Below are 23,502 nucleotides of genomic sequence, written 5' to 3'. Positions count from 1 at the left end.
CGTCATGACCGGTGACGACGCGTTTTCCGGACCACCCCCCCTTCCAGGACTGGCGATGACCCCGCCCGACATCGACGACCGCGCCATCGCCGCGCATGTGCCGCGGCTTCGGCGCTATGCCACCGCCCTGGTGGGCAACCGGCCGGACGCCGACGATCTGGTGCAGGACTGCGTGGAGAAGGCGCTGGCCAACCGCCATGCGCTGCGCGACCCGTCGAAGCTCGGCGGCTGGCTGATGACGATCCTGCACAACCTGCACATCTCCAGCCAGCGCGGCCGGCGCCGGCGCGGGGCGGAGGTGCCGGTGGAGGATCTGGCCGACGACCTTGCGCTCAGCGTGCCGCCGGCCGACCGCGGGGCCGTGCGCGATTTCGTCCGTGCCTTCGCCCAGCTGACCGACGAGCACCGCACCATCCTGCTGCTGACGGGGATGGAGGGGCTGTCCTACCGCGAGGTGGCGGAGGTTCTGGAACTGCCGATCGGGACGGTGATGTCGCGGCTGGCCCGGGCGCGCGAAAGGTTGAGGGTCCTGCTGGAGGGTGGAACCCAGCAGGTCGTCAGGAGGATCAAGTGATGAGCGGCACCCGCAATCCCGTGACCGAGGCCGAGCTGCATGCCTGGCTGGACGGCGAGTTGCCGGAGGAGCGCCTGTCCGACGTGGAACGCCACCTTGCCGACAATCCCGATGTCGCACAGCGCTTCGACCGCTACCGCGTCCAGCGCTCGCTGCTCGGCCAGAGCTTCGGACCATTGATCGACCAGCCGCTGCCCGACCGCCTGACCCCTCCCTTCACCGTGCGCGAGCCGTCGGCGATCGCCGCGCCGCGCGGGGGCAGGGGGACGTGGTGGGGCATGGCGGTGGCCGCTTCCCTCCTGGTGTTCGTCGCTGGCGGGACCAGCGGCTGGCTGCTGCGCGACCGCATGGGCGGGCGGACCGAGCCGCCGACCGCCGCCTTCATCGCCGACGCCGTCGCCGCCCACCGCGTCTTCTCCGTCGAAGTCCGCCATCCGGTCGAGATCGGCGTCGACGAGGAAGCGCATCTGGTGAACTGGCTGTCGAAGCGGCTGGGCAAGAACATGCGTTGCCCAAAAGTCACAAGAGGGGGTTACGAGTTGATCGGCGGGCGCCTTCTGGCCGATTCCGTTGGACCTGTGGCAATGTACATGTACGAGGATGCGGCCGGGCGTCGCATCACGTTGTATATCCGCCCCTCTCCCAACACCTCAGGTTCGGCGTTCCGTTTCGCCCAGGATGGCGGCGTGCGCGCTTTGTACTGGCAGGACAATGGGTTGGCGCTCGCCGTCGCGGGTGAGGCCGATCGGGACACCCTGTCCGGCATCGCCGAGGAGGTCTACGGCGCGCTGAACTCGTGAGTTTACCCACGAACTTATCAACAGGAATGTTGCCGCGCCCCCCTATCGTCGACCTCCGTCATCTGGTAGCTTTCTCACCGGCTGGCACAAAATGTTGCGGCTTATGGAAAACGGCACTAGACCGTGACCTGTTTGCCACAGCATAACCGGACACCGGATCGGGAGTACTCGGGGATGAGTTGGACGGACGAACGGATTCAACAGCTCAAGGACCTCTGGTCCCAGGGTTTGAGCGCGAGCGAGATCGCCGACATTCTGGGGGACATCACCCGCAACGCGGTCATCGGCAAGGCCCACCGCCTGGGCTTGTCAGGCCGGCCGTCGCCCATCAAGAAGAAGCCGACGCGCGGCGCCACCATCCTGGCTCTGACCGAGCGGATGTGCAAATGGCCGGTCGGCGACCCCAAGCACCAGGATTTCCATTTCTGCGGCAAGACGGCCCTGAACGGCATGCCCTATTGCGCCGAGCACGCCGCGCTGGCCTATCAGCCGGCATCGGGCAGCAAGAAGCGTGACGAAGAGCGCAACGTCGGCGCCGCCTGATCGCTCGCTACGCTATTCAAAAAAGCCCGCTCTCGGGGGAGAGGCGGGCTTTTTTGTTGGGGCATCGCGACGGTGGCGGCGTGGGGAAGACCTTACCGCCCCTCCACCGCATCGCGCAGCACCAGGACCATTCCCCGATGCCCGGCGACCAGCATCGCCGTCCCGGCCGGCCGGTCGGGCCCTTCGACCGACCACAACGTGTCGCCGACGAAGACCCGCCCCCGCCCGTTGACGATGGGATCGCTCAGCGTCACCGCCCGTCCGACCAGCTGGCCGGCGCGGTCGTTGATCCGCGCGGCATCGCCTGCCGCCGAGGCGTTGCGGCGGCGCGCATGAACGATGGCGGCCGCCACCGCCGCACCGGCGGCGATGGTGAAGAAGCCGGCCTCGTTGACCAGCCCCCAATCATGCCACAGGGCCGTGACCAAGCCGGTCAGCAGCGCCGCCCCGCCGAACCAGATCAGGAAAATCCCGGGGATCACCAGTTCCGCCGCAATCAGCACGGCGCCCAAGGCTCCCCATAGCAGAGGCGACATCCGCTCACTCCGCGCCGGACGACGTCGCGGTCGGGGGAACCGACCAGGGATTGCGCGGAGCGGCCGCAGGAGAGGGCGGCGTCCGCGGCGGAGTGGCGTCGCGGACCAGATCGCCCAATCCGGCCAGGGCCCCGGCGACACCGGCCAGTTCCACCGGCAGGATCATGGTCTTCTGGTTGGGAGAGGCGGCAAAGGCCTTCAGCGCCTCCATGTATTTCTGGCCGAGGAAATAGCCCAAAGCCTGGTTCGATCCCTGTGCCACCGCCTCCGAGACCAGCCGGGTCGCCTTGGCCTCGGCCTCCGCCAGACGTTCGCGGGCCTCGGCCTCCAGCTTGGCGGCCTCGAGCTTGCCTTGGGCGATGCGGATCTGGCTTTCCTTCTCGGCATCGGCTTCCAGGATCTGGGCGCGGCGAAGGCGTTCCGCCTTCAGCTGTCGGCCCATCGCTTGCACGATGTCTTCCGGCGGGGTGATGTCGCGCAACTCGATGCGGGTGACCCGCACGCCCCAGGACGCGGTGGCCTCGTCGACCGCGCGCAGCAGGCTGGCGTTGATCGCCTCGCGCTGGCTCAGCAGCTCGTCCAAATCCATCGAGCCCATCACCGTGCGGGTGGTGGTCATCGCCAGCGTCTGGATCGCCCGCTGCAGGTCGTTGACCTCGTAGGTTGCCTTCATCGGATCGAGCACCTGGAAATACAGCACGCCGTCGGCGGTCACCGCGGCATTGTCCTTGGTGATGACGCTCTGCGACGGCACGTCCACCACCGTCTCGCGCATGTCGACCTTGGCGCGGACGGAGCTGATGACCGGGAAGATCACGTTGAAGCCGGGATGCAGCGTTTCCTGATAGCGGCCCAGCCGCTCGACGATGAAGTTGAAGCCCTGGGGGACGATGCGGACGCTGGTGATCGCCAGGATGACGACCAGCACGAACGCCGCGATGACCAGAATGCCGAGTTCCATCGATGGCAGTTCCTGACATGGTGGGCGGGTGCCGCGACGGGCGCCCTCCGCCCATCATGAGGCAATTCGCCGAGGCTGCAACCCGCCTCCGTCTCAATACTCCTGCGTGTCGTGCTTCAACCGCACCAGTTGACCATCCAGCAGCGACAGCATCAACTGCACGATCGTCTCGTGGACGATCACCGTGTGATGATTGCCGGTGTCCTGCATCGCCTTGCGCAGGGAATCGCGCACCGCCGGCACGCCGGTGACGTCGATCAGCACGTCCAGCCGCTCGCCCAAATCCGCCAGATCCCGGAAGCTGGTGGTGGTCTTCACACCGCGATCACTCGCCAAGCGCATGCCCGGCGCTTCGGGATCGAGGTCCGCCACACCGAGCAGCTCGACGAAGGGCGCGGCCAGCAGCTTGCGCAGCAGAGGCGTTCCGGTCTCGCCGGCGCCGATCACGGCGACGCGGAACAGATCGTTGGACATCGGTTCGGGTCCTTTCTCGAATCGGGCAAGAAAAAAGCGGGGAGCCGAAACTCCCCGCTCGAACCCTAGCCGAGCCAACGTCCGCTTTGACCCGGACGCGGCGTCGCACCCCATGAAGAATGCGCTGGCCTTACGACCAGGCGGCCATCTTCTTTTCCAGATTGTCCGACAGCTTGTCCAGGAACTGCTTGGTGGTCATCCACGGCTGCTGCGGGCCGATCAGGATGGCGAGATCCTTGGTCATGTAGCCGGATTCGACGGTCTCGACGCAGACACGCTCCAGCGTCTGGGCGAACTTGACGACGTCCGGGGTGTCGTCGAACTTGCCGCGATAGGCCAGACCCTGGGTCCAGGCGTAGATCGAGGCGATCGGGTTGGTCGAGGTTTCCTTGCCCTTCTGGTGCTCGCGATAGTGGCGGGTCACCGTGCCGTGGGCGGCCTCGGCCTCGACGGTCTTGCCGTCCGGCGTGACCAGGACCGAGGTCATCAGGCCGAGCGAGCCGAAGCCCTGCGCCACGACATCCGACTCCACGTCGCCGTCGTAGTTCTTGCAGGCCCAGACGAAACCACCTTCCCACTTCAGGGCCGAAGCGACCATGTCGTCGATCAGGCGATGCTCGTAGACCAGACCCTTGGCCTTGAACTGCTCGGCGTACGTCTCGTCGAAGATCTTCTGGAAGATGTCCTTGAAGCGACCGTCATAGGCCTTCAGGATCGTGTTCTTCGTCGACAGATAGACCGAGTAGCCGCGCTCCAGGCCGTACATCAAGCTGGAATGGGCAAAGCCCTCGATCGATTCGTCGAGGTTGTACATGCCCATCGCCACGCCGGCGCCGGGGAAGTCGTAGACTTCATGCTCGATCTTCTCGCCGCCCTCGGCCGCTTCCCACTTGATGGTCAGCTTGCCCGGACCCGGCACGACGAAGTCGGTGGCCTTGTACTGGTCGCCGAAGGCGTGGCGGCCGATGATGATCGGCTTGGTCCAGCCCGGCACGTAGCGCGGAACGTTGGAGCAGACGATCGGCTCGCGGAAGACGGTGCCGCCCAGGATGTTGCGGATCGTGCCGTTCGGCGACTTCCACATCTTCTTGAGGTTGAATTCCTTCACCCGCGCTTCATCCGGGGTGATGGTCGCGCACTTCACGCCGACGCCATACTGCTTGATGGCGTTCGCGGACTCGACGGTGACCTTGTCATCGGTCTTGTCGCGGTTCTCGATGCCGAGGTCGTAGTACTTCAGGTCGATGTCGAGGTAGGGCAGGATCAGCTTGTCTTTGATGAACTGCCAGATGATGCGCGTCATCTCGTCGCCGTCGAGTTCGACGACCGGATTGGCTACCTTGATCTTGGTCATGGGTGCGAGATCTCCCCGAACGGGTAAGGGCGTTGTCATTCCTTGGGAGCCGGGCGCGTCGTCCAGCGGGCGCTTGTTGCCGGGGAGCATGCCGCATGGGTGGCTCCCCGGTACCCCGGGCGGAAATCGGTCGCGGTTATATAGCATCGCCCCGTGACGAAAAGGAAGGCGCGGCGGTGGTTCGGGCGCCGATGTCGCATGATTCCGCTTGCAAGGCGGCCCTGCGCGCGGCCATGATGATCAATTGGTATTACCGGTTGGCCGGAATGACCGCCTTGCGCAGGGGAATGTCCTGCACGAGCGGCAAATCCGGCGCCCGGGACGGTCAGGCCGCCGACTCCGGCGTGCGCGAGGCCCGCAGTTCCGCCGGTTGGGCGGTCGATGCGGCAGCAAGGTTCCGCTCCGCATTCAGCATGTAGTCACGGGTCAGCGGGACTGCGCCCAGCGACCGCGCGACCTGGACCTGGAACACCATGTGGCCCTGCAGGCGGAAAGCCAGTTCGGCGCCAGCCAGGTAGAACTCCCACATTCGGCAGAACCGCTCGTCGTACAACGCCTTGGCCTCGTCCCAGCGGTCGAGGAAACGGTCTCGCCAGTGGCGCAGCGTCTCGGCGTAATGCAGGCGCAGCACTTCCAGGTCGGTGGCCAGCAGGCCGGAGCGTTCGATGACCGGCAGCACCTCGGACAGGGCAGGGGAATAGCCGCCGGGGAAGATGTATTTGCGAATCCAGGGGTTGGTGCTGGCGGGGCCGTCGAGCCGGCCGATCGAATGGATCAGCGCCACGCCTTCGTCGTTCAGCATGTCGCGCACCGCATCGAAATAGTCGCGGTAATGGGGCACGCCGACATGCTCGAACATCCCCACCGAGACGACGCGGTCGAAGGCACCGCGGTGGGCGGTGGCAAATTCGCGGTAGTCGCGCAATTCGAAGGTGACGCGGTCAGCCAGCCCGGCTTCCTCCGCCCGCTGGCGGGCGACCGCCAGCTGTTCCGATGACAGGGTGATGCCGGTCACCCGCGCTCCGGTGTGCCGGGCGAGATACAACGCCATGCCGCCCCAACCGCAGCCGATGTCGAGCACCCGCATGCCCGGCACGATCAGCAGCTTCGCCGCGATGTGACGCTTCTTGGCTTCCTGCGCTTCGTCCAGCGATACCCCCGGCTCCGGGAAGTATGCGCAGGAATACTGCATGTCGCGGTCAAGAAAGAGCTGATAGAACTGTCGAGACAAATTGTAATGATGCTCGACATTCTGCCTCGACCGCTGCATCGGGTTGTATTGCTGGACACGGCGCAGCAGCGGCGACAGCGATTCCACGGCCCGGCCGAGCGCGCCCTGCACCTCGGTGCCGCTCATCAGCATCTTCAGCAAATCGTAGATGGTCCCGCCTTCGATCGAAAAGCGGCCGTTCATATAGGCCTCGCCGAACCGCAGGCGCGGATTGATCAGCAGATCACGCTCGACTTTGCGGTCATGGAGACGAAGGGTCAGGTGTGGGGGACCGGACCCGATCCGATGATGCTTCCCATCGGCCGTAACGAGATTCAGGGTTCCGTCGCCCTTGGCGGCGGCGAGCAGACGAACCAGCAGCATGCCGAACTCCTTCCGCGGTGCTTTTCCAAGCATGGCCTGCGGGAAGGGGTGCGACAATCCGTCAATCGGTCAGGACTGCTACCCAATTTGGCATTGCGGATGTGTGCGCGGGAGCATGCGGCCCGTCGCGCCCCGGGGCCTGAATGCGGAAAACCGCCCGACCCCGGATCGGGGCGGGCGGTTTCCGGACGAGCGGCGTAACGGTACTGCCGAAATCCCGAAACTGGTTTCGGGGGATCAGCAGCGGAAGGGCGATCAGCCCTCCTCTTCCTCGGTCGCAGTCTCTTCGACGAAGGTGTCTTCCTCGTCGTCGTCGTCACGCAGGTCGGCGGCGGTGACCATGCCGCCACGCTGGGCCTGCAGTTCGGCTTCTTCGGCCGAACGGGCGACGTTGACCGTGACCGTGATCGACACTTCCGGATGCAGGACGACGCGCAGCTTGAACAGACCCAGGGTCTTGATCGGGGTGTCGATCTGGACCTGCTTGCGGTCGGTCTTGTAGCCGGCGGCGGTCAGCGCGTCGGAGACGTCGCGGGTGGTCACGGAGCCATACAGGACGCCGGTCTCGGCGGCCTGGCGGATCACGACGACCGTCACGTTGTCCATCTTGGTCGCAACCTGCTGGGCGTCCTTGCGGCGCTCCAGGTTGACGGCCTCAAGGTGGGCCTTCTGCTTGTCGAAGACGGCCAGGTTCGCCTTGGTGGCGCGCATGGCCTTCCGCTGCGGCAGCAGATAGTTGCGGGCGAAGCCAGGACGCACATTCACGACCTGACCCATCTGGCCGAGCTTCTCGACCCGCTCCAGCAGAATAACTTCCATCACTCGTCCTCCTGACCGGGGGCCGCGGGGGAAAACCGGCGGCGCAGCCCGATCCATTGCTCGATCATGCCCAGGCCGACCAAAAGCAGGATCGGCCACCCGAAGAGAAACAGCATCATGTAGAAGCCAACCAGGATCAGCGTGCGCGCCGAACGACGGCTGGCGAATACATGAACCACCGAAAGCCCGGCGAAGGCGAATGGGACTGCCAGGATCAGAGCCAGATTGACCGCCAGGAATCCGATGGTTCCCGGTGCGACCGATGCCGCCAGAACCGACACCGCGAACAGCGGCGCCAGCCAGTTGGGCAATTCCAGCTCGGCCAGACGCATGGCAGGGCGCCGGTTGCGGCCGAACCGCATCAGCGCCCCCTGCGCCAGCACTGCGTTGACGATCGTCATGACAAGCCATGACACCGCAACCAGCCCCGGCAGGACGGCCGCCACCCAGAATGCCTCGGGATCCGGGGCCGGTTGGCCCTGCGAGCGGAACGCCGGCTCGACGACTCGGGCCAGGGTCTGCCGCATCAGCCCTTCGAGCCCACCGGGCTCTCCGAGCGTCAGGATCACCGCGGCGAGCAACGCCGCCACACCCATCCCGGTCAGGCCAATCAGGACCCGGCCAGGCGGATACCATTCCAGGGTTCCATCCTCCCGCGCGCGGGCCAACAGCGACTGCCTCACCACCAGGATCGCCGGAGCGGCTCCGGTCACCAGATAGGACAGTGCCACCAGCATGCTGCCGGAGGTACCCAGCATCACCGCGGCGGCACCGGCCAGCCCGGCCAACGCCACCGCAGGAGTCCCCAGCCACAATCCCGTCAGGAACAGGGGCAGGGGAGCCAGATAGCCCAGGATCAGCGCACCCATCCCGCCGAACGTGACCGACAGGTAGAAGAACGCGCTTGCCAGACCGCCGCCGACGGCGACCACCAGCGGTACGGCCGGACCCAAGGCCATGGAAACCCCTTAAGAACCTTCACCCAAACAGTTCGGCCGTTGCCGGGCTTACTTCACCACGTAGGGGAGAAGGGCCAGGAAACGGGCGCGCTTGATGGCGCGGGCCAGTTCACGCTGCTTCTTCGTCGAGACCGCGGTGATGCGGCTCGGGACGATCTTCCCGCGCTCGGAGATGAAGCGGGAGAGCAGCTTGACGTCCTTGTAGTCGATCGCCGGAGCATTCGCGCCCGAGAACGGGCAGGTCTTGCGGCGACGGAAGAACGGGCGGCGGGCGCCGCCGGTGCGGGCCGGAGCGCCCGTGGTCTGCTTGTCGGACATTTACGCGGTCTCCCCTTCGGCGGCGGCAACGTTTTCCTGACGGCGCGGCGGACGCGGACCACGGTCGTCGAAGCGACGCGGACCACGATCACCACGCTCGCCACGATCACCACGCTCGTTGCGGCTCTGCATCATCGCCGACGGGTTGGCGTCGAGCTCGTCGACACGCACGGTCATGAAGCGCAGCACGTCTTCGCTGATGCCCATGTTCCGCTCCATCTCGACGACGGCGGCGGACGGCGCATCGATGTTGAAGAGGGTGTAGTGACCCTTGCGGTTCTTCTTGATCTTGTAGGTGAGGGTCTTCAGACCCCAGTATTCGCTCTTGGCGATCGTGCCGCCGTTGTCGCGGACGATCTGGGCGAACTGCTCAGAGAGCTGCTCGGCCTGGGCGGCCGAAATGTCCTGGCGCGCGATCAGCACGCACTCGTAAAGTGCCATTGCACTCCCCATGGCTGTTCATGGTCCGGCGCTGCGCCCCATCCCTCATGGATTCGGATCAGCTGCCCGGGCCTAGCCGACGGCGGACCGCCGGCAAGGAGTTATGAAGCGGCGCAGTATGCACAGACCGGTCGTGGTAGCAAGCGAAAATCCGGCCTGTCCTGCGGCGCCTCCGGAAAAATCTATCGATGGAATAGGAAACCGCCCGGGTGAGCCCCGCCGCGCCCTTTCGGCAGTGCTGGGTAACGCCGGTGCAACGGTGGCTATCGCCTGGGATACGGTCCGGCGCATTTGACCGAAGTGCAATGGAAACGAGCAGGAGCCATGTTCCGCCAGCCGTTCAAGGCGGAGCTGGCGGTCCGGACACCGGTCCGGCCGCTCCGCTGCGGCATTGCCAGTCCGGTGCCTGGAGTAGCCATGCGCAAGAACACACTGCCATACCATGTCGTGGAACTACGGGGGTTGGCCTGCATCCTGCTGGTCGCCTACCACGTGGTCGGCATCCCCGGAGCGGGCATGCAGGTGGCAGACGGGTCGATTTACCGTTACGCCACCGACAGCTTCGAGCTGATCAGGATGCCTCTCTTCACCTTTATCTCGGGGCTGGTCTACGCCCTCAACCCGGCCAGAGCGGACCGGCTGAAGACCTTCTTCGTCAAGAAGCTGCGCCGGTTGGGCTTTCCGTTTCTGGTGGTCTCCGCCCTGTTCTTCTTCCTGCAGACCCATGCCCCCGGTGCCAACGGGACCCTCGTTCCCGATTCGCTGTGGCGGATCTACGTCTTTCCCTACGCTCACTTCTGGTATCTGCAGGCGCTGTTCCTGATCTTCTCCACAGTGGCGCTGCTCGATGCCGCCCATCTGATGGACCGGCCGGGCGGATTTGCCACGGTCATGGCGGTGGCGGTAGCCGCCTGCATGACCATACACGTCGAGTCGAACCCGTTTTCGGTGAACGAAGCCTGCTTCCTGTTGCCGCATTTCCTGCTGGGGGTGGGGGTGACGCGATTCCGTGCGATGGTTCCCCGTCGGATTCTGCTGGGTGGTGCCGGAGCGGCGCTTGCACTGGGCGTGCTCCTGCACCAGGCGTCCCTGTGGGGGCACCTGCCGCATTTCGGCTGGAACAGCGGCGTGGCCCTGCTGTGCGGCATGGGCGGCGCCGTGACCCTGTTGCACGCCATGCCCTCCAGCGGCGTCTTCCGCACGGTCGGCGCGTCGTCCTACGCGATCTACCTTCACCATGCGCTGTTTGCCGCCGGCGCAAGGGTGGTGCTGCACCGGATGGATGCAGGCGACGGCGTGATCTTCTGCGTGGCGCTGGTTTCCGGACTGCTCGGTCCGATGATGCTCGAGGGGGTGGCACAACTGCGACCCTGGACGCGGGTGGCCCTGGTCGGCAAGGCCTGACCATCCGTCTTTGCTTTGCAATGCGGGCAACAGCGCAAGATCCGGTTTGTCCGACCTCGCGGCATGCCCACGAACAACCCGGTCGGCCCGGCGGTTTTTCGTGGGCATTCTGCCTCAATACGTGGCGTTTTATCGCATCGTTGTCGCTTTGGTCATCGCGCGTCGCTTGACTTGCTCAAAAGTGAGGGTATGACTGTCGCCCAATCCATGGTGCCGCCGCAGGGGCGGGGCGCTTTCATCCAGGGTTTCACCGAAGCATGACCAGGGCGTTCGTCTTTCCGGGGCAAGGCAGCCAGGCCGTCGGCATGGGCCGCGAACTCGCCGAGGCGTTCGAAGTCGCCCGTCACACCTTTGAAGAGGTGGACGACGCGCTGAACCAGCGGCTGTCGCGGCTGATGGTCGAAGGTCCCGAGGCCGACCTGACCCTGACCGAGAACGCGCAGCCCGCCCTGATGGCGGTCAGTGTCGCGGTGATGCGGGTTCTGGCGAGCGAAGGCGGGGTCGACCTGTCCAAGCACGCCTCCTTCGTCGCCGGCCACTCGCTGGGCGAATATTCGGCGCTCTGTGCCGCCGGCGCGTTTTCGCTGGCCGATACCGCTCGCCTGCTGAAGCTGCGCGGTCAGGCCATGCAGAAGGCGGTTCCAGTCGGCCAAGGCGCGATGGCAGCCTTGCTGGGCGCCGACCTGGACCAGGCGCAGGCGATCGCCGCCGACGCCGCCCAGGGCGAGGTGTGCAGCATCGCCAACGACAATTCGGTCGGGCAGGTGGTGATCTCCGGCAGCGCCGATGCCATCGACCGTGCCATTGCGCTGGCGGCGGAACGTGGCCTGAAGCGTTCGGTCCGGCTGCCGGTGTCCGCTCCCTTCCATTGCCCGCTGATGCAGCCGGCCGCCGACGCGATGGCGGAGGCCCTGGCCAGCGTAACGATCTCCGCGCCGGTCGTTCCGGTGGTGGCGAACGTCACCGCGTCGGCGGTGTCGGATCCCAACGCCATCCGCCAATTGCTGGTCGAACAGGTGACCGGCATGGTCCGCTGGCGCGAATGCGTCCTCTTCATGAAGGAGCAGGGCGTCGAACGGCTGGTCGAGGTTGGATCGGGCAAGGTGCTGGCCGGGCTGACCAAGCGCATCGACAAGGATATGGCGGCGGTGCCGGTCGGCACGCCGGCCGATGTCGAATCGTTCCTGAAGACCCTGTGACCAACTCCGCCCAGTGACACATCAGCCTCGTGAGGCCATCCATGTTTGACCTGACCGGCAAGTCGGCCCTCGTCACCGGCGCGTCCGGCGGCATCGGTGCGTCGATCGCCCGTGCGCTGCATGCCCAGGGCGCCGCCGTCGCGCTGTCCGGCACCCGCGTCGCTCCTCTGGAGGCTCTGGCCGCCGAGCTGGGCGAGCGCGCCTTCGTCGTGCCCGGCAACCTGTCCGAGGCCGCGGCGACCGAGCAGCTGTTCAAGGACGCCGAAGCGGCGCTGGGCAAGATCGACATCCTCGTCAACAATGCCGGCCTGACCCGCGACCAGATCGCGATGCGGCTGAAGGACGAGGACTGGCAGTCGGTCATCGACGTCAATCTGACGGCGGCCTTCCGCCTGTCGCGGGCCGCGATGCGCGGCATGATGAAGCGCCGTTGGGGCCGAATCGTCAACATCACGTCCGTCGTCGGCGTGACCGGCAATCCGGGGCAGGCCAACTACGCCGCCTCCAAGGCCGGCTTGATCGGCATGTCGAAGTCGCTGGCGGCCGAGCTGGCCTCGCGCAACATCACCGTCAACTGCGTCGCGCCGGGCTTCATCGCCACGGCCATGACCGACGCCCTGAACGACGAGCAGAAGCAAAAGCTGCTCCCCGCCATTCCGGCCGGCCGCATGGGCCAGTCGGAGGAGATCGCCGCCGGGGTCGTGTACCTCGCGAGCGAGGAGGCCGCCTACGTCACCGGCCAGACGCTGCATATCAACGGCGGCATGGCCATGATCTGATGAGGATCTGACGGGACGGCATCGTCTTGTGTGAAGAACGGCACTGACCGGGTTCCCTCGCGGGTGCTGGTCAAGGCTGTTGAAATGTGTTATCGGACGGGGCTTTTCGCGGCAGGACGGCACGTTCTTCGCGTGTTGCTCCGACCGGATTATCCCGAGCGGTTTCAAGGATTGGAAGGTCTTAAAAGATGAGCGACATCGCCGAGCGCGTGAAGAAGATCGTTGTGGACCACCTGGGTGTCGAGGAGTCGAAGGTGGTGGAGAACGCCTCCTTCATCGACGATCTGGGCGCCGACAGCCTCGACACCGTCGAGCTGGTCATGGCCTTCGAGGAGGAGTTCGGTGTCGAGATCCCGGACGACGCCGCGGAGAAGATCCTGTCGGTGAAGGATGCCATCGACTTCATCAAGGCCAACGCCGCCGCCTGATCGGGCCGCGGGCATTGAGCCCCCGAGGGCCAGGCGAACCGCTATTGCGAATTCAGCATTGCGGGGCCTGGCCGTCGACGATTTGATCGTCGACTTTTTTCCGAGGAAAGGTCAAGGAACAGCCTCATGAGACGTGTCGTCGTCACCGGCCTCGGTATGGTCACGCCGCTCGGCGTCGGCCACACGCTGAACTGGGAGCGGCTGATTTCCGCGACGTCGGGAATCCGCGGCATCACGGGGTTCGACGCTTCGGACCTGGCCTCGAAGGTCGCCGGGCAGGTTCCGCGCGGAACGGGTGAAGGCGACTTCGACGCCGACACCTTCGTGTCGCCGAAGGACCAGCGCAAGATGGATGACTTCATCCTCTTCGCCATCGCCGCGGCGCAGGAAGCAATCAAGGATTCGGGGTGGATTCCCCAGACCGATGAAGAGCGCGAGCGGACCGGCGTCATGGTCGGTTCGGGCATCGGCGGTCTCCCCGGCATCGCCGACGGTGCCGTGACCCTGAATGAGAAGGGTCCGCGACGTCTGTCGCCCTTCTTCATCCCCGCCTGCCTGATCAATCTGGCTTCCGGCCATATTTCGATCCAGCACGGCTTCAAGGGCCCCAACCACGCGGTGGTCACCGCCTGCTCGACCGGCGCGCACGCCATCGGCGATGCCGCCCGCCTGATCATGTGGGACGATGCCGACGTGATGGTCGCCGGCGGCACGGAGGCGGCGGTCAGCCGTCTCGGCGTCGGCGGCTTCGCCGCCATGCGCGCACTCTCGACCGGTTTCAACGACACGCCGGAGAAGGCCTCGCGTCCCTATGACAAGGACCGCGACGGCTTCGTCATCGGCGAAGGTGCAGGCGTCGTCGTGCTGGAGGAGCTGGAGCACGCCAAGAGGCGCGGCGCCACCATCTATGCCGAGGTCGTCGGTTACGGCATGTCGGGCGATGCGCACCATATCTCGGCTCCGGCGGAAGACGGCAATGGCGGTTTCCGCGCCATGAAGGCTGCGCTGAAGCGTGCCGGGCTGAACCCGTCCGACATCGATTACGTCAACGCCCACGGCACCTCGACGCCGCTCGGCGACGAGATCGAACTGGGCGCCGTCAAGCGGCTGTTCGGCGACGCCATGGATAACCTGGCGATGTCCTCCACCAAGTCGGCCATCGGCCACCTGCTGGGGGCGGCCGGTGCGGTCGAGGCGATCTACTCGATCAAGGCGATCAACCACGGCATCGTGCCGCCCACGCTGAATCTCGAGAATCCCTCCGAGAGCTGCCTGGGCGTCAATCTGGTGCCGAAGGTCGCGCAGGAGCGCCGTGTGCGCGCCGCGCTGTCGAACTCCTTCGGGTTCGGCGGCACCAACGCCTCGCTGGTGTTCAAGGAATTCGCGTAAGCGAAGCTCTGCGGCAGCGTTGCGGTCTATAGCCTTCCAAGAGGTGAGCGATGGGCTGGGGTCTCCGAATCTTCACGGGGACGCTGGTCCTCGTGCTCGGTGCGGCGGGCGGAATCGGCGTCTGGGGATACCAGCGCTATTCGGCTCCCGGACCGTTGGAGCAGTCAGAGACGGTCATCATCCCGCGCGGCAGCGGGCTTGAGGCCATTGCCATCACGCTCGGTGATGCCAACGTGATCGGTGCGCCGCTGGTGTTCGTCGCCGCGGCCAAGCTGACCGGCACCTTCCGTGATCTGAAGGCCGGCGAATATCAGTTCCCTGCCGGAATCAGCATCGAAGGAGTCCTGGAGCAGATGCGCCAGGGCCGCACCGTCGTGCACCGGATCACCGTTCCGGAAGGATTGACCTCCGCCCAGGTGATGGCGCTGCTCCAACGGGAGACGGTGCTGACCGGCGAGGTCGCGAAGCCGCCGAAGGAAGGCTCCATCTTGCCGGAGACCTACCATTTTGCGTATGGCGACAGCCGCGCCGCCCTGATCGAGCGGATGCAGACGGCGATGAGCCAGGCCTTGGCGGAGGCTTGGAAGACACGCGACCAGAACCTGCCGTTCGAAACCCCGCAGCAGGCGCTGGCGCTCGCCTCCATCGTCGAGAAGGAAACGGGGATCACCGCCGAGCGGCCGAAGGTCGCAGGCGTCTTTGTCAACCGGCTGGAAGCCGGCATGAAGCTGCAGTCGGACCCGACGGTGATCTATGCGCTGACCGACGGCAGCGGAGAACTGGGGCGGGCATTGACCCGCAACGACTGGAAGTTCGAGTCCCCCTATAACACCTATGTCGCCGCCGGCCTGCCCCCCGGCCCCATCGCTAATCCCGGCAAGGCCTCGATCCAGGCCGTGATGAAGCCGGAGCGGCACGAGTTCCTGTATTTCGTCGCCGATGGCACCGGCGGCCATGTCTTCGCCAAGTCGTTGACGGATCACAACCGCAATGTCGCCAAATGGCGGGAGGTCCAGCAGGGCCGGCAGCCCGACCATGGCGAAACCTCATCGGAGTGACGGCAGAGGAGGGGGGATTGAAGCCGAGGGCCGATAACGATCCGCTTGCTTGCGCGCATTGCGGGAATTGGGCACTCTTTGCATTGCAGCAAACCTGACCACCATTCCCCCGGGGAGATATGATGAGCCTGGATGTCGAACAGCGCGTTCGTGATCGCGCCTATGCGATCTGGCTGGAAGAGGGATGTCCCGATGGCCGGGACGCCGACCACTGGTTCCATGCCGAACGCGCGGTCCTGGCCGAAACGGCCCCCATTGCCGACATCGCCCCGGTCGTTGCGGTGGTGAAGGCTCCGCGCAAGACCACCAATGCCAAGCCGAGGACGGTGGTGAAGACCGCGGTCGCAGAGCCCGCGCCTGCCGCGCCCCCCAAGGCGAGCAAGCCACGGACCCGCAAGACGGTCATCGCCTGACCGAGTGCCGGAAAGTGCCCCGGGGTCAGGCGGCGTTGGAGGCCTGCGGCAGCGGCAGGTTCGAGACGACCATCACCCCGGCGGTCGTGCCATAGGATTTGCGGGCGGCGCGCAATGCCTCCAGGGCCTCCGTCAGGCTTTCTTCGGCGAAGCCCGGGGCAAGTCCGGCCAGTTCCCGCTCCGTCAAGTCGATGAAGGCGTCCAACAGGCGCGCATGAATGCGGCTGGCCAAGCGGACTTCATCGGCGACCTTGTGTGCGGGCATAGGGAACTCCCTTGGTGTCGTGTGGGTCAAATGTTCGGAAGAGCGTCTTCTCGGGACCGAGCGCCCCCGCGAGCCAATTAGGCGCGGAATAGGGTTAAAAGAACTTTAAATGCCAGATATCTCCGGCTGGGATTAAGAATTACCACTTCGGACTCTATGGTCCCGGCGCAGGAATGCCGAATTCCGAAGGTCGGATCGCGCTTCCATCTCGCCAGCGGCGGATAAGTTCAGAAAAAGGCCAAGCTTCGGCCGGCCTGCTTCAACCGACTTGAAAGCGGGATACCTGGCGCCTTGTCTCGTCGGCGAGCCGGGAGAGATGAACCATGGTCGCAGCGATCTCCTCCGATGCGGCGGCGTTCTTGGACGCGACGGTCCGCACGCTCTCCACCGATCTCTCGATCTCGCGCACGGAGGACTGCTGTTCCTCCATGGCGACAGCGACGGAGTGGAAGGCGCCGTCGATGCGGTCGACCCGTTCGGCAAGCCCGTCCATCCGGCGCCTCGCCTGCTCGGTGACTGCCTTTCCTTCTTCGGCCAGCGCCGCGGCGGCTTCGATGATCTCGGCGATCTGCCGGGCGCTCTCCACCGCGTTGTCGGCGAGCTTGCCGACCTCCTCGGCGACGACCTCGAAGCCTTTGCCCTGCTCGCCGGCACGGGCGGCTTCGATGGAGGCGTTGACCGACAGGATGTTGGTCTTCACGGCGATCTGGGTGATCGCCTCGGTGATGCGGCCGATGCGGCGGCTGTTTTCCGCGATGGTCTGCGAGACCCGCAGAAGACGCGCCATGTCCTCCCGGCCGCCATCGGCGAAATCGGCGGCGTCCTTCACCATGTCGGAGGCGTCGCGCGTGCTGTCCGTCACATGGACGATCGCGCGCGCCGACTGGCCGATGGCGGTCGCCACCTGATCCAGATCGCCGGTCTGTTCCGAGGCCCCATCCGATACATGGGCGATGGCGGTGCTCGCCTGGCCGGCGGCGACCGCGACCTGGGTCGCCTGTTCGCCGATCACGCGGAAGGCGGCGCCGGTTTCCTGCAGCAAGGCCACCATCTCGCCATAGGCGCCATGGAAGGCCGCAGCGGCGAGCGGGGCTCCGTCGGCCGGTACGGAGGCATCCACCGGTTTGCCCGACAGCCTGTGCATCTCGCCATGCAAACCGTGCAGGTTCTGGATGACGGTGGCGACGGCCCGGCCGATGGACCCCAGCTCGTCGCGCCGTCCGGTGCCGGGCACCGCGACCGTCAGATCTCCCTCCGCCAGGCGGCGGACGGCAGCCGTGGTGGCGGCGATCGGGGCGGTCAGGCTGCGGGCGATCAGGATGGACAGCAGCGTCCCGATGGCCAGCGCACCCAATGCGCCGGTCGACAGAAGCATCATGGCGCGCGACCGGCCGGCTTCGCGCTCCGCCGTCTGCGCAGCCACGAGCTGGGTCACCTGGTCGTTGACGATCTTGGCGGCCTCACGCATGGCGTCGCGGGCGGCATTGCGTCGGACCACGATGTCCGCCACCAGCAGGAACTCCGTTTCCACCCCCATGATCGAGGCGGTCAACTTCTCCGATTCGTGTAGGGCATCGTCGTCGTTGGCCGCCTTGCGGACATCTCCGACGATGGTCAGCAGCCGGTCGATGCTGGCGCTCAGGGAATTGCGGCCCGAGCCGCCATGGTCGATCAGGAATTGCTGGACGTCCAGCAGCGCGCCCCGGGTGTCCTGGATCAACCGTCCGGCGATGGTCACCAGCAGCGCCGAGGATTCCAGCGCCGTCACCGCGGCACGGTCGCCCGGATCGGCCTTCACCCGGGCCAGGGCGTCGGCATAGCGCGCCGACTGATCACGCGTCAGCGTTTGGGCGATCACCAACAGGGCCGCTGTCTGCTTGCGCAGCTTGGCGAGGCTGGCGAAGCGGTCGACCTCCAGTTCGACCACCTCGTCGAAGGATTTTCGGTAGGCCGCGAGCTTCGCCAATGCCTCCTTCAAAGCATCGGGGGGGACGGCATGGTCCGCCAGGGCCAGCAGCGCTTCGGCCTCCGATCTTATCTGATCGGTCAGTTGCCGCACCCGACGGCTGGCGGAGGGGTCGACGTCCAGCAGATAGCGAGCCTCCTCCTGCCGGGCGCTGAACAGCAGCGTGTCGAGGCGGGTGGTCCGGGCAGCGGTCTCCACCTGGGAGGCATAGGTGTTCAGGCCGGTCCATCCGACGACGGCAACGGCAAGCGTCAGCAGCAGGACGGCGGCGAAACCCAGGGCGATGCGGGTGGCGATCGACATGCCGGTGGAGGTCCAGTCAAGGCCGCCTGCGGGCGGCGCCGGGTTGAGCGGAGGGGCGGACCGCGGATGTCCGCGTGAACTGGGCCATTCGATGGCATCCGCCGGAATCACCTTGCTTCCGTTGGGGTGCATCCGGCAAGTCATAAGGGCAGAGTGCGGTGTCCGCAGAGTCTCATGAGGAGCCGCTGGTCGTTCGTAAGGAGTCTTTACAGCGATGTCCCTTCCGGCCAGCTTGCGAATCCTTCCCCGTTTCGGCATCGCCGTTCTGTTGCCATCCGCCGCAGCCCTGATTCCTCTTCTGCTGCCACGCGCCGTTCCGGATATCACGCTGGAAGCGGTGTGGCTGGTCACAGGCGGCGCGCTCATCATCGCGCTGTTGGCCGGGCTCGTTCTGGCGCTCGACCTCTCGGATGCGATGGCGCGGCTGGAGGCAACCGCCCGTCGGATTGCCGATGGAGTGTCCGACCACTCCGCCGCCGACTCTGCCGCCGACTCTGTCGACGGCTCCGCTGCGCTGCCGGTTCGCGGCGATCAGGTGGGGTCGGTCGCCGCCGCGCTCGTCGGTATCGCGCGGGCCGAGGACATGCTCCACGCCGCTCTCCGCCGCCTGACGCAGGAGGCGGAGAACGGCAGGCCGCCTGCCGCACCGCTGCCCGGGCGCTATGCCGAAATGGCGGCGCTGGTGGAGGAGGCCCGTGCCTCCTTCAGGAACATCGGCCAGCAGGCGGCTCAGGTCGCCGTCGCCGCCGGACAGGCCAGCACCGCGGTGGCGCAGGTCGCCGACGGTGCCGCCATCCAGACGGAGGATCTGGACCGGGTGGTGAACGCGGTCGGCCGTTCGGTCCGCGCCATCGCCGATGTGACCGACAGCACGCGCGCCGCCTCCGACATGGCGCGGGTCACCGCCGGCTTCGCCGACAGGGGCAAGGCCGAGATGGCGCGGCTGGTCCGCGTTTCCCAGACCATCGGCGACAACAGCCGCCGCATCGGCCGCATCACCGAGGCGATCACCCAGATCGCCGTGAAGACCAACATCCTGTCGGTCAACGCCTCCATCGAGGCCGCCCGCGCCGGCGAGCAGGGCAAGGGCTTCGAGGTCGTCGCCGAGGAGGTCGGCAAGCTCGCCGACAACGCGGTGGAGAGCGCCCGACAGATCGCCGAGATCGTCGAGGCCGCCGCGGCGATGGCCGGGGAGGGAATGGCCGCCACGGCCGAGGTCGTGCAGATGATGGACGGCATCGCCGAGCGGGTCGGCCAGATCGACCGCATGGTTCAGTCGGTCGCCTCGGCCATGGCCCATCAGCAGGACCATATCGTCGAAATCGAATCGAATGTCGGCAACATCCGCACCGTCGCGTCCAAGAACGCCGCCGCATCCGAAGAGATTACGGCGACCATGGTTCATCTCTCCCGGCTCGCCGACGAGACGCGGCGGTTGGCCGAACGTTTCCGGGCGCCGTGACGGGCGCCGCCGCTTCTTCCGCCTCCGGTGCCGACGACGGACCGCTGCATGGTCTGGTGCGACGGCTGCTCGATGATGTCCGTCGCAAGGCCGGCATCCGGCATGACCGCCCGCTGGAGCGCAAGCTGGCACGCATCCTGGCGGCGATGCCGCTACCGGTGCTGGAGGAATGGGTGGCGCGGATCGAAAGGGCGCCGGCCGACAGCCCCGACTGGCTCAGCCTGATCGAGAACCTGACGATCCACGAAACCTATTTCTTCCGCGATCTGCCGCACCATGCGCATCTGCGCGGCCATCTGCTTCCCCGCCTGATCGCCGACCGGCGTAAGGCCAGAGTCCTGCGGCTGTGGAGTGCCGGCTGCGCCACCGGGGAGGAGGCCTACGGGCTCGCCATCGTGACGCTGGAGGCTCTGGCCGATGCCGGGGAGGCTCGCCGCACCGGGCATGGGCTGGAAACCGACTGGACCGTCGAGATTCTCGGCACGGACATCAGCCGCATCGCCATGCGACAGGCCGTCAACGCCTGCTATGGCGGCAAGGGGTTGGGACCCTTCCGGGAAATGCCGGCCGAATATGGCGGCTGGTTCGTGCCGCTGGGAAGCGAGGCGCCGCTGCACCGGCGGGTGCACGCCGATGCCCGGCGGATCGTCCGGTTCAGCCGCCACAACCTCATGGACAAGGAACTGCCGGACGGGGCGCCGGCCGCCGGCTTCGACCTCGTCTCCTGCCGCAACGTCATGATCTATTTCGACGATGACAGCCGGGAACGGGCGCTCGCCCTGCTGGCCGTCGCGGTGGCGCCGGGAGGCTGGCTGGTTCTCGGCACCACCGACCGGCTGGCCGAGGGATACGGTTTCGAACGCCACCGTGGCGACCGCGCGCTCGCCTATCGCCGGGGGAAGGCCGCATGAGTCCTTGCGGATTCCTCACCTTTGACATCGCCGGCACGCCCTTCGCCGTCCCGGCCGACCGTGTCGAGGAGGTGGCGGAGCCGACCGGCATCACCCGGCTGCCTTTTTCCCCGCCGCAGCTGGAGGGCGTGGCGAATGTCGCCGGCCGCCTCCTGCCGGTGCTGGACGTCACCGGTTATCCGTCGCTGCGGCTGGCCTGGGGAGGGGGGCGGCGCGGCGGGCTGATGATCGTGCTGCGTGCGGGGGCCGGGTTGCTCGCCCTGCGGGCCGGCCGCATCGGCGGGACCCTGCCGGCGGAGCGCGTGACCCTGTCCGCGACGGAACCGGAAGACGGCGGAACTCCGGTGGCCGGCCGGTTGCACCATGGTGGCCGTTCGCTGCGTTTGCTCGACCCCGACCTGATGGAACTGGGACATGGTGCCGGGCTCTGCGGGCTGGCCGGAGCGATGGATGCGGGCGCGCTCACCGGCGGTGTGGCGGACCCTCCCGACTCCTCCCGCGAACGCGCCGGGATCCGCCTGCTCATGGTGGAGGTCGCCGGCCGCCCACAGGCGATCGAGATGGCCGATCTGCTGCTGGTCTTTCCTGTCGGCGATCTGCACCCGCTGCCCCATGCGCCATCGCTGGTCCGCGGCGTGGCGCGGGTGCAGGACAGGTCGGTGCTGGTGACCGACCCGCTGGGGGTTGGAGAGCGGCCCGGCGGCTATGCGGTCGTCCTGCGGACACCCAGTGGCCCCGTCGGCGTGCGGGTGGACGGGGTTCGCGGCGTGGTGCGCGTGCCCCTGGACCGCCTGCGTGCGGGCGAGGCCGGGGCGCCTGCCCGGATCGTAGATTACGATGGAACCTGGCTCGACGTGAGGAGCGTGGCGCGCATGCTGGGCGATCAACTCGACGATGTCGGCCGCTTCGTGCCGGACGGCGGCGATCCCGACGACGACATGGCGGAAAGCCGTCTGCCGCGTCGCTTCTACCGCCGCTTCCTGACCCTGGTGGTCGCGGCGCGCGTCTATGCGCTTGAGTTCGAAAAAATCCGCCGTGTCGTGGAGTTCTCCGACCGGCTGCGCCTGCCGGCCGGGGCGGAGAGCTTCGATGGGCTGACCGATGTGGACGGCCGTATCCTGCCCGTCCTGGACCTGCGCCGGCTGCTGTCGCGGGGGGCGGTCGGCGATACCTCCGCCGCGCCCGGCATCGCCATCCTGGTGGAGATCGACGGCGGCACCGTGGCGGTGATCGCCGACGAGATCCAGCGCATCCGCAAGATCGCCGCCGAGGATGTCGACCCGCTGTCCGACCGTCTGACCGCCGCCGTCATCCGCCTCGACCACGCCCTGATCCCGGTCCTGCGGCCGGAGGGACTGACCGCGGCTGCGGCCGGGGCCAAGATGGCGCTGCCTGCCGGGACCGTACCGGTGGGGAGCGCTGCGCCATGACCGATCCGCGCATCCGCCTGCTGGTGGTCGACGACAGCAACTTCGTTCGCGTCGCGCTGCGCAAGATGCTGGAGCTGGCGCCGGACATCGAGATCGTCGGCGAGGCGCGCAACGGGGCGGAGGCGTTGCGCCTGTCGCGCAAGCTGAAGCCGCATGTCGTCGCCATGGACCTGAACATGCCGATCATGGACGGCATCGAATCGGTACAGGCCATCGCCGCGGAAAAGGGCCCCCCCTGCATCATGGTCTCCAACGAGACGTCGGAGGGCGCAGCCGCCACCATCCGTGCGCTGGAGACCGGAGCGGTGGACTTCGTCTGCAAGAACAGCTCCTTCGTCACCTTCGACATGGCGTCCATCGAGCGCCAGCTGACCGAGAAGGTGCGCCACTGGGGGCGCTGGCGCATGGCCTCGACCGGTACGTCGAGCGATGACCAGACCGCAGAGGTCGTACCTGCTTCGGCTCCGGCGCCCGCAGCCGGAGCGATTCCCGAACCGCTCTCGCCGCCGTCCCGTCTTCCGCATCCCGGCGGCCACGGCCATCGTCCCGACCTCGTCGTGGTCGGCGTGTCGACCGGCGGGCCGGTGGCACTGGTGGAACTGCTGGGCGCACTCGGCCCGTTGCCCTGTCCGCTGGTGGTTGCGCAGCACATGCCGGCAAGCTTCACCACCGGTTTCGCCGCTTCGCTCGCGCGCTCGCTCGGCCGGCCGGTGGAGGAGGGCGGCGACGGTGCGGCCCTGAAGCCGGGGGCCGTCGCCATCCTGCGCGGCGGCGCCGACTGGACGGTGCGACGCAGCGCCCCCGGGCGCTTCACCCTTCATGCCGCCGATCCCGCCGGCGCCATCTACCATCCCTCGGCGGACCGGTTGTTCCGCAGCGCCGCGGAGGCGGCAGAGTCGCCCGTCGCCGTCGTCCTGACCGGGATGGGCGACGACGGCACCGCCGGCGCAACCGCCTTCGCGGAACGGCGCTTCCCCGTCCTGGTGCAGGATCCGGCGACCTGCGCGGTCGACGGCATGCCCAGGTCCGCGATCCGCGCCGGCGTCGCCACGGAGGTGTTGCCGGTCGCGGTGATCGCCCGCAAGCTGAACGTCCTCTTCACCCTTTCCCGATAGTCGCAAC

Annotated in this window: 25 protein-coding genes; 14 read left to right on the top strand and 11 right to left on the bottom strand. The window is 66.9% G+C overall.

From position 1 onward, the window contains the following. The first annotated feature begins 55 nt into the window (after positions 1-55). The 3 genes from JHL17_RS02270 to JHL17_RS02260 all read left to right on the top strand — a co-directional run bounded on the left by JHL17_RS02270 (position 56) and on the right by JHL17_RS02260 (position 1,917). Positions 56-574, top strand: coding sequence for an RNA polymerase sigma factor (locus JHL17_RS02270; protein WP_247893264.1), 519 nt, complete (start codon positions 56-58; stop codon positions 572-574). Beyond that, a complete protein-coding gene (locus JHL17_RS02265; protein WP_200190430.1) occupies positions 574-1,374 on the top strand; it encodes an anti-sigma factor family protein in 801 nt (266 codons plus the stop codon). Before JHL17_RS02270 ends, JHL17_RS02265 begins: the two co-directional genes overlap by 1 nt. Positions 1,375-1,548: 174 nt before the next feature. Further along, positions 1,549-1,917 (top strand): GcrA family cell cycle regulator, encoded by a 369-nt coding sequence (locus JHL17_RS02260; protein WP_200190429.1) that lies wholly within the window; start codon positions 1,549-1,551, stop codon positions 1,915-1,917. 92 nt (positions 1,918-2,009) lie between these two features. Here the strand turns inward: JHL17_RS02260 and JHL17_RS02255 are convergent, their stop codons facing one another. The 9 genes from JHL17_RS02255 to rpsF form a co-directional block, all read right to left on the bottom strand. Next, positions 2,010-2,453, bottom strand: a complete 444-nt coding sequence (locus JHL17_RS02255; RefSeq protein WP_200190428.1) for an NfeD family protein — start codon at positions 2,451-2,453, stop codon at positions 2,010-2,012. 4 nt (positions 2,454-2,457) lie between these two features. Next, positions 2,458-3,414 carry an SPFH domain-containing protein gene (locus tag JHL17_RS02250; protein WP_200190427.1) on the bottom strand — a complete coding sequence of 319 codons (957 nt, stop codon included), beginning with the start codon at positions 3,412-3,414 and terminating at the stop codon, positions 2,458-2,460. A 93-nt stretch (positions 3,415-3,507) separates the two neighbouring features. Beyond that, the gene (locus JHL17_RS02245) at positions 3,508-3,888 is read right to left on the bottom strand and encodes an oxidoreductase (RefSeq protein WP_200190426.1); all 381 of its coding nucleotides are present in this window, start codon (positions 3,886-3,888) and stop codon (positions 3,508-3,510) included. A gap of 130 nt (positions 3,889-4,018) precedes the next feature. Continuing rightward, positions 4,019-5,242: an NADP-dependent isocitrate dehydrogenase gene (locus JHL17_RS02240; protein WP_200190425.1), complete on the bottom strand. Its 1,224-nt coding sequence runs from the start codon at positions 5,240-5,242 to the stop codon at positions 4,019-4,021. A gap of 325 nt (positions 5,243-5,567) precedes the next feature. Continuing rightward, complete coding sequence (locus tag JHL17_RS02235) at positions 5,568-6,836, bottom strand: SAM-dependent methyltransferase (RefSeq protein WP_200190424.1); 1,269 nt, start codon at positions 6,834-6,836, stop codon at positions 5,568-5,570. A gap of 255 nt (positions 6,837-7,091) precedes the next feature. Then, positions 7,092-7,655 carry a 50S ribosomal protein L9 gene (rplI, locus tag JHL17_RS02230; protein ID WP_200190423.1) on the bottom strand — a complete coding sequence of 188 codons (564 nt, stop codon included), beginning with the start codon at positions 7,653-7,655 and terminating at the stop codon, positions 7,092-7,094. Continuing rightward, entirely contained in the window at positions 7,655-8,614 is a 960-nt protein-coding gene (locus JHL17_RS02225; RefSeq protein WP_200190422.1) for a DUF2232 domain-containing protein, read from the bottom strand. Before JHL17_RS02225 ends, rplI begins: the two co-directional genes overlap by 1 nt. Before the next feature lie 48 nt (positions 8,615-8,662). Beyond that, positions 8,663-8,932: a 30S ribosomal protein S18 gene (gene rpsR / locus JHL17_RS02220; protein WP_012974291.1), complete on the bottom strand. Its 270-nt coding sequence runs from the start codon at positions 8,930-8,932 to the stop codon at positions 8,663-8,665. Then, positions 8,933-9,373, bottom strand: coding sequence for a 30S ribosomal protein S6 (gene rpsF / locus JHL17_RS02215; protein WP_200190421.1), 441 nt, complete (start codon positions 9,371-9,373; stop codon positions 8,933-8,935). Between the two features lie 324 nt (positions 9,374-9,697). On the opposite strand from rpsF, the gene JHL17_RS02210 reads away from it, so the two are divergent. The 7 genes from JHL17_RS02210 to JHL17_RS02180 all read left to right on the top strand — a co-directional run bounded on the left by JHL17_RS02210 (position 9,698) and on the right by JHL17_RS02180 (position 16,043). Beyond that, positions 9,698-10,777 carry an acyltransferase family protein gene (locus tag JHL17_RS02210; RefSeq protein ID WP_200190420.1) on the top strand — a complete coding sequence of 360 codons (1,080 nt, stop codon included), beginning with the start codon at positions 9,698-9,700 and terminating at the stop codon, positions 10,775-10,777. Between the two features lie 257 nt (positions 10,778-11,034). Beyond that, positions 11,035-11,976, top strand: coding sequence for an ACP S-malonyltransferase (gene fabD / locus JHL17_RS02205; RefSeq protein ID WP_200190419.1), 942 nt, complete (start codon positions 11,035-11,037; stop codon positions 11,974-11,976). A gap of 41 nt (positions 11,977-12,017) precedes the next feature. Then, positions 12,018-12,755, top strand: coding sequence for a 3-oxoacyl-[acyl-carrier-protein] reductase (gene fabG / locus JHL17_RS02200; protein WP_200190418.1), 738 nt, complete (start codon positions 12,018-12,020; stop codon positions 12,753-12,755). A gap of 188 nt (positions 12,756-12,943) precedes the next feature. After that, positions 12,944-13,183 (top strand): acyl carrier protein, encoded by a 240-nt coding sequence (locus JHL17_RS02195; protein ID WP_014247969.1) that lies wholly within the window; start codon positions 12,944-12,946, stop codon positions 13,181-13,183. A gap of 126 nt (positions 13,184-13,309) precedes the next feature. Continuing rightward, positions 13,310-14,572, top strand: coding sequence for a beta-ketoacyl-ACP synthase II (gene fabF / locus JHL17_RS02190; RefSeq protein ID WP_200190417.1), 1,263 nt, complete (start codon positions 13,310-13,312; stop codon positions 14,570-14,572). Between the two features lie 50 nt (positions 14,573-14,622). Then, the gene (mltG, locus tag JHL17_RS02185) at positions 14,623-15,630 is read left to right on the top strand and encodes an endolytic transglycosylase MltG (RefSeq protein WP_200190416.1); all 1,008 of its coding nucleotides are present in this window, start codon (positions 14,623-14,625) and stop codon (positions 15,628-15,630) included. A 122-nt stretch (positions 15,631-15,752) separates the two neighbouring features. Beyond that, positions 15,753-16,043 (top strand): DUF2934 domain-containing protein, encoded by a 291-nt coding sequence (locus JHL17_RS02180; protein ID WP_247893263.1) that lies wholly within the window; start codon positions 15,753-15,755, stop codon positions 16,041-16,043. 25 nt (positions 16,044-16,068) lie between these two features. Here the strand turns inward: JHL17_RS02180 and JHL17_RS02175 are convergent, their stop codons facing one another. Together JHL17_RS02175 and JHL17_RS02170 are read right to left on the bottom strand one after the other, a co-directional pair. Beyond that, the gene (locus JHL17_RS02175) at positions 16,069-16,308 is read right to left on the bottom strand and encodes a hypothetical protein (protein ID WP_200190414.1); all 240 of its coding nucleotides are present in this window, start codon (positions 16,306-16,308) and stop codon (positions 16,069-16,071) included. 259 nt (positions 16,309-16,567) lie between these two features. Next, positions 16,568-18,577, bottom strand: a complete 2,010-nt coding sequence (locus tag JHL17_RS02170) for a HAMP domain-containing methyl-accepting chemotaxis protein (RefSeq protein ID WP_200190413.1) — start codon at positions 18,575-18,577, stop codon at positions 16,568-16,570. Positions 18,578-18,791: 214 nt separating this feature from the next. Between JHL17_RS02170 and JHL17_RS02165 the strand changes: the two genes are divergently transcribed. From JHL17_RS02165 to cheB, 4 genes are read left to right on the top strand one after another with little or no spacing between them, the layout of a single operon-like run. After that, positions 18,792-20,039: a methyl-accepting chemotaxis protein gene (locus tag JHL17_RS02165; RefSeq protein ID WP_200190412.1), complete on the top strand. Its 1,248-nt coding sequence runs from the start codon at positions 18,792-18,794 to the stop codon at positions 20,037-20,039. Continuing rightward, a complete protein-coding gene (locus JHL17_RS02160) occupies positions 20,036-20,950 on the top strand; it encodes a CheR family methyltransferase (protein ID WP_200190411.1) in 915 nt (304 codons plus the stop codon). Before JHL17_RS02165 ends, JHL17_RS02160 begins: the two co-directional genes overlap by 4 nt. Then, on the top strand, positions 20,947-22,380 hold the full coding sequence (locus JHL17_RS02155; protein WP_200190410.1) for a chemotaxis protein CheW: 1,434 nt from the start codon (positions 20,947-20,949) through the stop codon (positions 22,378-22,380). Before JHL17_RS02160 ends, JHL17_RS02155 begins: the two co-directional genes overlap by 4 nt. After that, entirely contained in the window at positions 22,377-23,495 is a 1,119-nt protein-coding gene (gene cheB, locus JHL17_RS02150) for a chemotaxis-specific protein-glutamate methyltransferase CheB (protein WP_200190409.1), read from the top strand. The genes JHL17_RS02155 and cheB overlap by 4 nt, the downstream gene beginning before the upstream one ends. Positions 23,496-23,502: the final 7 nt, after the last annotated feature.

Origin of the sequence: Azospirillum endophyticum (assembly GCF_016595245.1) — a bacterium.
GTDB lineage: Bacteria > Pseudomonadota > Alphaproteobacteria > Azospirillales > Azospirillaceae > Azospirillum > Azospirillum endophyticum.
The sequence above is the reverse complement of the archived record's forward strand: the minus strand, read 5'-3'. Positions and strand labels throughout refer to the sequence as shown.